4 protein-coding genes are annotated in these 12,093 nt (G+C 49.2%); all 4 read right to left on the bottom strand.

The features are described from left to right. A partial coding sequence (locus KDK16_RS02525; protein WP_257274518.1) for a hypothetical protein occupies positions 1–1,991 on the bottom strand: 1,991 nt, incomplete at its 3' end. A gap of 150 nt (positions 1,992–2,141) precedes the next feature. Then, on the bottom strand, positions 2,142–5,279 hold the full coding sequence (locus KDK16_RS02520; protein ID WP_257274517.1) for a transglutaminase-like domain-containing protein: 3,138 nt from the start codon (positions 5,277–5,279) through the stop codon (positions 2,142–2,144). Continuing rightward, entirely contained in the window at positions 5,203–9,717 is a 4,515-nt protein-coding gene (locus tag KDK16_RS02515) for an AAA family ATPase (RefSeq protein ID WP_257274516.1), read from the bottom strand. Before KDK16_RS02515 ends, KDK16_RS02520 begins: the two co-directional genes overlap by 77 nt. A 151-nt stretch (positions 9,718–9,868) precedes the next feature. Then, on the bottom strand, positions 9,869–12,093 hold a 2,225-nt coding region (locus tag KDK16_RS02510; RefSeq protein WP_257274515.1), incomplete at its 5' end, for a transglutaminase-like domain-containing protein.

The raw sequence follows: 12,093 nt of genomic DNA, 5'->3' as shown, positions 1-12,093 counted from the left end.
AGTTCAGGCAGAGGGTTACAAAGGTCGGGAGGCACGGTTTTAAACGCTTCGTAAATTTGTTGAAGCGCTTTTCGTGGCATCTCAGCCCGGGGGATATCATGCTTAACCTCATTGATCCCCCAGATATCGACCCCGGGACACGGTTCACCCGTGGCTATTATCGAACGCCATAGTGGAGATGAACTTTTCAAAAACTCAGGCCAGAGAACGGTGACACGAGCTTCCGGGTAAGCCTGTAATTGGCCATTAACCAACAAAGGTTGCCCAACGGCCAGGGGCTCCAGAAGTTGCTGGAGGTTTGGATTAGTCTCGAGCCCCCGCAATATGACCGGCCCACCAGAGTTTAAAGCCTCCTGCAACTCACTCTGACGTCGTCCAAAATGTGCCTTTTGTTCCGAGGCGATATGGATATTATCAAACAGCTGACTGAAGCTGGTCTGTTCATTAAGCTGAATGACCAAAGGTGATTCAGAGTGATTATTGATCCAATGACTTGCCTGGGCATACTGTTGATACGTGACGGTACTAAAGGCGGCGTGACCGCTATTTTTTTCCTTTGAGTGAAGGTCAGCGAACAAAGGGTATTTATCGGTTTCTTCCAATTCCAGAGCTTTTGGTTGCCGTTTGGTATGAGCCACCTGCAGTCTGAGCTCCAGACCTGTCGTTTCCCGAATCCTGTGCAGTGAACCCAGTAAACAAAACCAAAGTGCCTCAGTGAGGGGAGATGTGACGGTGACTACACCACCCGCTCGAACTTGTTCCAACAGACCCGTATTAGGAACTGCATAGCCCTCCGGGACAATGGCAATGGGGCTCAGCCACTCCCTGATATTACTCTGGTTAATGATGATCGGGTCTTTTGGTTTATTTGGGGAGAGCCCTTTATCAAGTTTTTCCTCACTCAAGCCGGGCAGAGAGTGGAACAGGCTTTGGAACAGTGAATTAAGCTCATCTTTACCTACCGGCATCTGATAAAAATGAACATCGTCCGGTAACTGACAGATCTTGCCATTGCTCTCATAACTTTTTTGCGCCAGCATCTGTCGAATCGTCTGTTCAAAGGCCAGATCCTGCCAATTGGCCCCTTTCAGAATTACCCGTTGTCCGTCCTTCAATAGTTCAAACCTGCCGGGGATGTGCCGGATCCGCCCCTGCTCACTCACTCCGGGACCACCCAGAAGCAACTGTCGCCAGTGACTGTGCAAGTGACAGTTGATAAGAATGGTATTGCCGTCGTCCATAACCCTTTCGCCACAAGGAAGTTCAGCCAATAACGGAGGAACCTCGCTGATGTGCATCGATGAGTCCTTGCCATTCTCCGGGTCGAACTGCCAGGTATTTCCCGGCCGATTAATTCGCCGCCAGAAATCAGCCCCCGGAGCGTCATCACACCGGCCAACCGATGCCAACTGTGCAGGATCTGCCACCACCAGCAGAGCAACATGCTCACCCAGGGGGCGTTTACTCTGACTGACTTTGTCGTACAGACAGGGGTTGTCCGGGTCCAGCAGATCGTTAAATTTTGGTAGCTCCTCACTGGTGAGCTTACGGATATCTATCACCAGAGTGAGCGGCTTTGAACCTTCAAACAGCTTGCCTGAGCGGAGAGTGTGGCGACCATCAGCGGAGATGCTCAACCGGCTCACCAGATTAGCCTGAGAGAGACCATCGGGATGGGAGATAAGGGTGACATCCCGATGCTTATCGCCGGTCTCGGCCACTAAAAGCTGTCTAACCTCATCATCACTGGCGACAAAACGAAAATCGAAGGAATGGGAAGCCTTGCGGAACGGGGAATCTGCTGAAGATACAGTCCTCACTTTAGCGGACAATGTCGTCGGGAGTGACGATATAGCCAGCTGGGATGTTACCCTGCGGCAGAGATCTCCATGCTCTTTCGACAATAACTCCAGCTTTGCTTTCTTGGGCGTTTCACCTTCATAAAGAGCAAGAGCGCGTTTGTTTATTTGCCCATCAATCCGACCATCCATAGTCAACCTCTCTCCTGTAATCTGAAGAACAGCATTGAAACCGTTTAATTGTATGACCTTCAGACAGGATAAAAGTTCTATTTGAATGGTTGCCCGAAACCATTGAAGGTATTAATCGGACTCGAAAAGCTCATCATGGCCAAACGGCTATCACGTATCCAGTGAATCACACATCGAATTCAAATTAACGCTTTTCAAAAACTCTTCGGCAATGTTCGTCAGCTGGTCGGAATTGAGCACCAGAGCGTCACTGACGTTGAGTGTTTGCCGCAGGTAGGCAAGATTAAGAGAGTTCTCAAACCCCAAAGAGCTATCAATTTCAGACATCATTGCATGTAGCTCTTCTGGCGAGGATGGGTCACGAGCACCGTACAAGTCTGGTGAGCTTTCGAAGATCGAAGCTTTGGCCCAACAATAGGTTAAACAACTGCCTTTCGAGTGGGTGACTCCATAAAGGTAATGACTGAAGGCCTGCTGAATCGCTTGTTTGCATTTGTTTCTTAAAGCATCCAAAGGCCCACAGTCCTTCTCAGGGGACTCTGGAATGGGTTTGCGCTGACATTGACCTGCCGTCGTATCAGATTGTTTCATTTTTTCCAATAACGGCTTCAAGTCCGGACTGTTCCCGACTTTTTGTTGATACAGGGCTTCGATCTTTTCATCCAGCACTTTGCCGCCCCAGACAGGTTGCCCCAGGATAATCACTGGACGGTGGTTCGCCCTGCCCGAGGTTAACTTTACAAACGCGGGTTGATGCACCAGCATTCGTTCTATATTCGGAATGCCCTCAGGTATGTCCGTCCAAGAGTTCTGTATAGATGAGCTGGCTATTTTACCTTCAAGAAATGGCGAAAACCCATCATGACAATCAGTGATGAAGAAGGCATTATTTTTTTCCCCCTGGAAGCGATTGTAAGCCAACCGCCACATAAAGATATTTTCATCCCTGGAAAACAATGCCTTATACCACTCTTTCAGGCACTGTGTAGCCTTAACTTTCAGTTCATCGATAGCTTCCAGACGCACCAACAGATTAAGAAGTTCATTGGGAGGGGTCCCAATTCTGCCCCAGTAGGTCCTTGGGTCCAGCCAACCCGATGCCAGAGCTTCATGGGCAAAAAAAATGACCGAAGGTATGGTCAAGTCACTTTGTATCAGCATGCCCACCATTGTAGATAACCAGTTGCAAGGATTTGCTCCGACCTGAACAATCATTTTTGTATGGAGTGACTTGAGTTTTTCAGTGATCTGATTTGCATCATGGTCAGACAATATTTGTTTTACTGCCTGCAACATCGGTCTATTGGTATATTTACTGGCGTCATACACCTGCACATCACCGGCCAGGCGCGTATCGATAGCGCTCCATGCTTTTGTCTCTAACGCCTCTAACATTGAGACACCCATGGAAAAACCGGTTAAATCTTTTCTCCCCCAGAGGTGCTTTACTATTTCGGAAATACTTAGATGGTTTTCTGGCAATGCACTGTTTCTTTCAAGCGCTTTGTTCAGTTCCCCAAGGCTCAAGCCAGAGGCTTCAGCCAGAATTTGCTGTTGCTCCGGGTCAGCCCCTTTCAGGAGATCCTGAAGGAGCTCCTTATTCTTCCTGAGCTGAGTGCTGGAATGGCTGGTATTTATGGTGTGCTGGAAGTCAGACTTGATTTCTGTTGCCTCTACAGGCGCCCCGCCCAAATCCACTGACACCCAGGTTTGGCCTCCATTTACGGAATATTCAGCAAAGCTGTGGTCTTTGTTATTAATTTCACGACATCGAATCCCAAAGTAACGACAAAGAGCAACAAAAACAGGCACACGATGGCGACAGCTGCCTTGCCGCTTTGTTACGAGGAAGTCAAAGAAATTTTCATGGCGCCCGGGTTGAGTCTCACCGGAAAATTGTTTGCAATATTCTGTGATCGCCTCAATTCGTTGCTCCGTGTCTTCAGCGTTTTCTATGGCCTGCAAAATCACCCGTACTTCGGGTGGGTGTTGGTCAACGTGGTTAACCGTCTCAAAAAGTCTCTTTATCACTGCCTTCATACCTTTTGAACAGCGGGCGTCAAAATGTGCTGGCCCTTCTGGTCTGGCTTCTTTAGCAGGTGCTTTTTTGCCCGGCTCTCTGGGTTCTATGACATAAGCACACCGAATAGTTTGCTCAGTGTAGTCCTCTGGAATAGTCAGTGTATGAAGCCCGGTATATACGTCCCTGGTCAGGATAAATGGAAAATCGGGTTCAGTACGCAAGGCCACTATATAGTCGTCAGGCGTCAGGCTGGGCAATGAATATTGACCATTTTTCGATGACAAGTACAAGGTAGCGAACGTTTGATCGCTGGTTAATGTCACTGACTGATCAGGCCCCGGTAAACGGTCCGGTCTGAGGGTTTCGACCCCATAAATGTGTATATTATCAAGATTGATCTTTTTGACTTTACCCTCAGCAGTCACATAAATATCCGCTGCCGACACCCGATAAGTCGCAGGAGAATGGTGCATATTAAAAACTATATAATCGGTAACAGATCGCGTCTCCTGCCAATCATAGTTCGTTTCCCGGTCCAATACCCCAGCCTGTTTTTCGTGGACTTGCGGATCGTATGGTTCAGGCGCGTTATTACTGCCAATAGCCAACGCTTTGTTAGTAACATCGTCAACCAAATGGTTCAGCCGATCACTCATCTGCTGCCAAAGCGCAGGACACGGTTTAGCTGTCTGGGCGATCCACGCCTCTACCCACTTCTCAGCCTCCTGAAGATAAAGCTGAGAAGCAGATAATTTCAGCGTTTGTTCCTCTTCTTCCGTCAGGACAAATACCCTGTTAACGTCTACGCTCGTCTCGCCAAACTCATGATTAAACCAGCGTTGCTGACAATGTCGGTAAAGTGCCCGGGTGAGAATATCATCTGACCGATCCGGCTTCAGGGAAAGACCGAACGCCTGCCATCTGGCCTGAGCCACCATTTTGATGATTTCTGTTCTGGCTTCCTCTCCATCCAGATCCGCCTTAATACGTATTTCGTGGCGTTTTTCATCGATACTGTTGAGGTAACTCTTTCGTATCAACCAGGGACGGTTAATACCCGATACCGTTTGGTTGAACCAACGGCAAAGTCCGGAATCAAGCTCACAGGTAGTCATGGCAAGCGCCGATGGCTCTGGCAGTTCCTCCAGCGATATCCCGGCGGCCATCAGGTAAAGCCGGTAATGCTGATTAAGGCACTGAAGAAGTCCGTCTTCGGTAAAATCCCCCCCCCCGAATGACGGCTCTGGCCACATTCTGTAAATCAAGGCTGGTCGGCTGCAACGGCAAGTTGTGTCGTTGCAGGTAAGCCCTTAAATGACAATGTTTTTCTGTCAGCTTTTTAGCGACGAATTTCCCTTCTGAGGACTCTGGCAACACTTTCTCGGCAATGGTCTGTAATTCTGCCGGGCTGTACTGCCGAACAGGCAGATGCCGGAAACGCCCTTTCAGCGCCGGTGATAAGGGATTTCGCCCGCTGTACTCCGGTGGGTTGATGGTGGCGAACAAGTGGAAGCCCGGATGGGCGTCACCCGCAAGAATATCGTTCAATTCACCTTCCAGGTGCTGGCTGTCGATCAGATTCATCTCTGAAATAACCACGATGCCGCCATGCACTTTGGCCTTCTGGATCGCTTCACACACTTTGTCCCAGGAACAATCACAGGCATTCAGGAGAGAGACCTCTGGCATGGATTCTCCCCGTCGCTCAGCCTGCTGTTTGACACTTTCAATCATCAGGTTCAGCGTGGCATCCTTACCCCGACCGGCCGGGCCTTCAACCAGTGTCGCCTGACGGCCGTCGTGTTTCCTGTTGAAATGATAAGCCTGCTGACACCGGCTTAGATCTTGTCCCAAGCGTTGCACCAGCTCATGGACTGCCGATCCGGAGGTATCAAAGTCAGGTCGCGTTTGTTTGGTGATTTCTTTGAAGGCCTGCTGTATAGAGTGCAGGGTGGTCTGGTTATGAACTTTGTTGCTCAGGGTGTTGTCCGGGTCGTAACGGGCAGCAAACCAGATTTCCAGTGCTGACAGGGCATCCTGATGAGTTTCGCTGATTTCGGGACCCAGTACATCCCGAAAACTTTGCCGGATCAAACCGTTCATTTTTTCACTGGTAATACTGTCGTTTACAGGTAGCGCACAATCCAGATACCAACCCACCCAACTGCAGATATCCGTTAAATCCCTGGGGGTAAACTCATGCTCCGGTAACAGTTCCTGATAATATTGCCAGAGTGTCATCACACTTTCGGACGCACTGTGTGCAATGTCGTTTATTTGAGGCTCCGGCAGGTGCCGTTGTAGCTGTCTGACCAGAGCCGGTTCAACCACCAGGTCTCGAAGAAATGCCTGATCCAGACGAGGGTAATAAGCTCTGGGCAGTTTCTCTTCCAGCGCCGGGTCCAGCTGGCGTCCGGCATAATGATCCGGGTTACCGGTCAGAATCACCCGGTGCTTTGAGCTGACCTTGACAGGATGGCCATTCACATAGATGCAGGGTTCCGGTTCCCATAAGCCGTTTAATGACGCCAGCAATCCCGCTTTGGCGAGGTTGGCTTCATCCAGAATCAGGGTGACATAGCGCTCGTCTTTGTCGGGTGTTTTGGCCCATTCCATCAGCATCCGGTTTTGCTGCACCATAGAGCGGTCGCCATCGGCGTGTTTTTGCCACTGCCAGCGTTTCATCAGGGTCTGTTCGCTGTCAGAAGGCCCAAGGGAAATCACCGAAACCTCCCCTGAGGCTTTTGCCATCCTGGCGGAAAAGTAACTTTTCCCGGTGCCGGTTTCTCCCTGCAGGAATATAACGGGTGAGTCTGCCAACCGGTCATGGAGGCGGGACAATCGGCGACTTTCACGATCTTTTTGATTCATCAGGCCGTGATAAAGATCGTCAGCCAGTGCTGACAAGGGTTGATCAGCGGAACCCTGCCATACCAGTGATTCAGACAGGCGGTTGGCTATGCATTCAATGCATTGCACATCAGAATTTGCTGCCCTGGCCATGTGAAAACAATCAGTGGCCAGAGCGTGAATAGCTTCGGATCGGGTCTGCCCCGATGACAAAGCTAACTGCCAACCAGAAGCCAGTGCATCTTGCAAACGTTTAATCTGTCTTGATGGCCTGATGGCTAACCGTTGATAGGGCTCTGCTGCTGCCGGATCAACTGCCAACTGATACGCAATTGCCTGCCTTTGTTCTTCGGGAGCATGGGCCACGATTATTGCACAGAGCCTTCCCAGAATTTGATTTGCATACCGATGCGGAAATAAACTTTCATAGGACAGTTGAAATCCTTCAAATTGAGTGTCCTTAAAGACTGCCGGGTCAGAAGCTCTGGCCAGTGACCACAGGTTCTGTTTCACAAACTCTCTATCCAGCTGCGGGGCACTGCTGATGATGTCATTTAACCGATCCGGATCCACCGAGGCAGTTTGATCCTCATCGGGCTTTTTATGGGCATCCGGCAATAACTGCCAACAGGCTACTTTCATAAAATCACGCACTGCCGGATTCTGCCGGGTACCATGGGTGATGACGCTATCAACGGCCTTGCGCCAGTGACGGGGCAGGAGTTGCGGCGACTGGTCAACCTGCTGTGCTCGCCGGGCAGCCAGTATCAGGTTATGCAGTGATTGTTCGGTCAGTTCAGGCAGAGGGTTACAGAGCCTGGGAGGTACTGTTTTAAACGCTTCGTAAAGTTGCTGAAGTGCCTGTTTGGGCAACTCAGCCCGGGGGATACCATGCTTGAATGCATTGAAATCCCAGATATCGATCTCAGGACACGTTTTACCCGTGGCAACCAATGAACTGAATACCGAAGAAGGGCTTTTCGCAGACTCAGGCCATAGAAAAGTGACATGAGCATTCGGGTAGGCCTGTAGCTGGCCATTAACCAAAAGAGGTTGCCCCACAGCCAGGGGTTCCAGAAGTTGCTGAAGTCTTGGATTATTCTCGAGTCCCCGCAACACGACCGGTTTGCCAGCGGTTAATGCCTCCTGCAACTCACTTTGACGTCGGCCAAAATGTGCCTCTTGTTCTGAGGTGATATGAATATTATCAAACAGCTGACCGAGGCTGGTCTGTTCATTGATCTGAATCACCAAAGGTAATGTCTGGCGATTGATCCAGTGACTGGCCTGGGAAGGCTGCTGATACCTGACGGCATTAAAGGCGGCGTGGCCTTTGACTTTTTTCTGCAGCTGAAGGCTCTTCAGCAGCTGACGGCTCCTGAACGGCTGATGGCTTCTGGACAAAGAATGCTCATCGTTTTCTTCCAAACTCAGGGCTTTCGGCTGCCCTTTTGTATGAGCAACGTGCAGTCGGGGCTCCAGGCCCGTTGTCTCGCGAATAGTCTGCAGTGAACCCAGCAAACAAAACCAGAGTGCTTCATTGAGGGGGGACGTTATGGTGACTGAACCACCTGCCCGAACTTGTTCCAACAGACAGGTGTTAGGAACTGCATAGCCTTCCGGGGCAATGGCAATTGGGCTCAGCCATTCTGAAACATTACTCTGGTTAATGATGATCGGTTTTTTTACTGCGTGCTCTTTATCAAGTCCTTTATCAAGTTCTTTGTCGCTGGAGTGAGACAGGCTCTGGAACAGCGAATGAAGTTCGTCATTCCCTATCGGCATTTGATAAAACTGAACATCATCTGGTAACTGACAGATCTTGCCATTGCTCTCGAAACACTTTTGCGACTGCATCTGTCGGATAACCTGCTCGAACGCCAGATCCTGCCAGTTGGCTCCTTTCAGAATCACCCGCTGTCCGGCCCTCAACAGCTCAAGCCTGCCGGGGATGTGCCGGATTCGCCCCTGTTTATCGACTCCGGGACCGCCCAGCAGCAACTGTCGCCAGTGACTGTGCCAGTGACAGTCAATAACAACGGTATGGTCGTCATCCATGGCACTTTCGGCACTCGGGAGTTCGGCCAATACCGGAGGAACTTTGTTGATCTCCGTCGCTTGGTCATTGCCGGTCTGTGCATCGAACTGCCAGGTATTTCCCGGTCGATTAATTCGCCGCCAGAAATCAGCGCCCGGAGCGGCGGCTCCCGAAGCGGCGGCTCCCGAAGCGGCGGCTCCCGAAGCAACGTCACTCTGAGCAACCGATGTCAACTGCGCAGGGCTTGCCAGAACCAGCAGATAAACATGCTTTCCCAAGGGGCATTTCTTCTGGCTGACTTTGTCATACAGACTGGGGTTAGCCGGGTCGAGCAAATCGTTAAATTTTGGCAGATGCTCGCTGGTGAGCTTTCGGATATCCATCACCAGGGTTAGTGGCTGTGGACCTTCAAAAAGCTTGCCCGCACGTAGAATGTGACGACCATCGCCGGAAATGCTCAACCGACTCACCAGATTAGCCTGTGAGAGGTCATCGGGATGGGAGATAAGGGTGACATCACGATTTTCGTCACCGGTCAGGGCCACTAAAAGCTGTCGAACCTCATCATCACTGGTGACAAACCGAAAATCGAAGGAATGAGAAGCACCGGGGAGCGAGGAATCCGTTGAGGATACGGTTCTCGCCTTGTCAGGCACCCTAATCGGAGATGACGATAGATTGAGATTGACCGATACATCAGAGCAGATCTTTGCAATCGGTTCACCAAGCTTTGCTTTCTTGGCTGGAATGCTGTTATCAGGCACGCCGTTGTTACGAATTGATTTGTTTAATTCTCCACGAATTGGGCCATCCATAGTTAATCTCCCTACTGCCATCTGAAGGATTTAATTGAGACTGTTTAATAATATGACCTTAAATTAGTATGAAAGTTCCATTTTGATAGCGGTTCGTTGCTTCGGAAGGAAGTTAATTATCTCGAAAAAACTCATCATGACGAAACTGTTATTACATATCCAATGAGTCACACAACGAGTTCAAATTCACGCTGCTCAAAAACTCTTCGGCAATTTTTGTCAGCTCATCGGATTTGAGTACCAAAGCGTTACTGGCATTGAGTGCCTGCCTTACGCAGGCATCCTTAACAGATTCCTGAAAATGGGAAGAGCTATTAATTGCAGACATCATGGCATACAGTTCTTCCGGTGAGGAGGGGTCATGAGCGCCGTAATGGTCTAAACCCCCGACCCCCTTGATAGCAGCATCGGCCCAACAATACGTCAAGCAACCGCCTTTCGAGTGTGTCGCTTCATAGAGGTAATGACTGAAGGCCTGCTGAATCGCTTGCCTGCATTTGTTTTCTATATCATCCATAGCCGTTTTCTCTCCATCAAACGCCTCAATGGACTTTAAGTACCTGCTGTTGAGATCATGCTTTTTTTCCTCATATTCTTCTTTTTGAATCCGGTAGTGATCATGAGGAGACATGGACTCGTTATAGCTTGTAGAAGCATCGGGCTTTTTCAATTCTTCCATAGCATCGACATATTGTTTTCTTATTGCTTTACGTTGATTAATTCTTGCCAGGAGCTGTTTCAAGTCAGGGCTGTTCTCGACTTTTTTGTGAAGCAAGGCTTCTGCTTTTTCATCAATCACTTCGTCGCTCAAGGGTTGCCCCATGATAATCACCAAACGGTGGTTCGTCTTGCCTGAGCTTAATTTCGAAAACGCGGGATGTTGCACCAGCAGTCGTTCTATATTCGGAGTGCCCTCAGGATTATCGGTCCAGATGGGCTTTAACGATGAATTAGAAATTTTATCTTCAAGGAATGACGAAAACCCATCATAACCATGAGTAATAAATAAGGCATTATCTTTACTCTTTTGGAAACCTTCATAAGCCAACTGCCATTTCTGGCTGTTTTTTTCCCTGAACAAGCATTGCTGATAAAACTTTTTCAGGCCATCAGCGGCTTTAGCCTTCAGTTCATCGACACCTTCCAGACGCAACAATAACTCATGATGTTCAGCAGCCTCTATAATATGACTCTCATACACCGACGGCGGATCCAGCCAACCCAAATCCAAAGCCGCATAGGCAAAGCGAATAACCGGAGGATTGCTCAGGTCACTGTGCATCAGTATATCCACTATTGAACTCAACCACTGTTGAGAACTTGCTCCCGCCTGATCAATCATTTTCGAATGAAGTGACTTGAGTTGTTCAATGACCTGATAGCCATCACTGTTGGACAGTATTCTTTTTACTGCCTCAGACATCGGTTTATAGTTGTTGAAGCTGCTGTCACGCACAGCGCCGACCAGTTTTTTCTCGTAATAGCCCAACGCTTTTGTCTCCAGCGACTCTAACATTGAGATACCCGCAGAAAAATGGGTTAAATCTTTTTCTTCCCAAAGTTTTTTGACTATTTCGAAAGTACTTAGATTAATGTTTGGAAATGCCATGTTTGTCTCAAGCGCTTTGTGCAGTTCCTCAGGACACATATCAAAGGTTTTGGCCAGAGCTTGCTGTTGTGCTAAATCAGCATTTTTCATCACCCCCTTCAGGTGACCCATATTCCTCTTTGACACAGAGCTGGAACGACTTACCTTTTTGGTGAGCTGGAAGTCAGGTCTGATTTCTGTTCGCAGTCTGGGCTCCCCACCCAAATCCACTGCTTCCCAGGTTCGACCACCATTCACGGAATACTCTGGAAAGCTGTGGTTAGGGTTAGTAATTTGCCGACAGCGAATCCCGAAATAACGACAAATAGCAACAAAAACAGCCACACGATGACGACAGCTGCCTTGCCGCTGTGTTACCAGAAATCGAAAGAAATTCTCCCCGCTCTCCGGTTCAGTCTTACCGGTAAACTGTTTGCAATAGTCCGTGATCGCCTTAATGCGTTGCGCCCTGTCTTCAGTTTTTTGTAATGTCAGCAAAAACTCCTGTACTTCGGATGGTTGGTCTTTAATTTTCTCAAACAGATTGTTCAGTACTGTTTTTATACCTTCTGAACAGCGGGCATCAGGAGGTATTGATGGTTCTGAACGGGCATCTTTAGCAGCAGATGCTTTTCTGCGCGGTTTTCCGGGTTCTACGACATAAGTAAATTGAATAGCCTGATTGGCTCTGGTCCGGGCAACAGACAGTGTATGTAGCCCGGTATAATGGTCCCTGACCAGGGTAAATGGCAAATCGGGTACTATGCGCAGGGCCACGATATAGTCGA

Source organism: Endozoicomonas sp. SESOKO4 (genome assembly GCF_024606275.1).
Note: the sequence above shows the minus strand (reverse complement) of the source record. Positions and strands in the feature narration are given on the sequence as shown.

Coding starts and splice junctions, on each gene's coding strand:
- KDK16_RS02515 (WP_257274516.1), bottom strand. CDS start 9,717: ATGGATGGCCCAATTCGTGGAGAATTAAACAAATCAATTCGTAACAAC.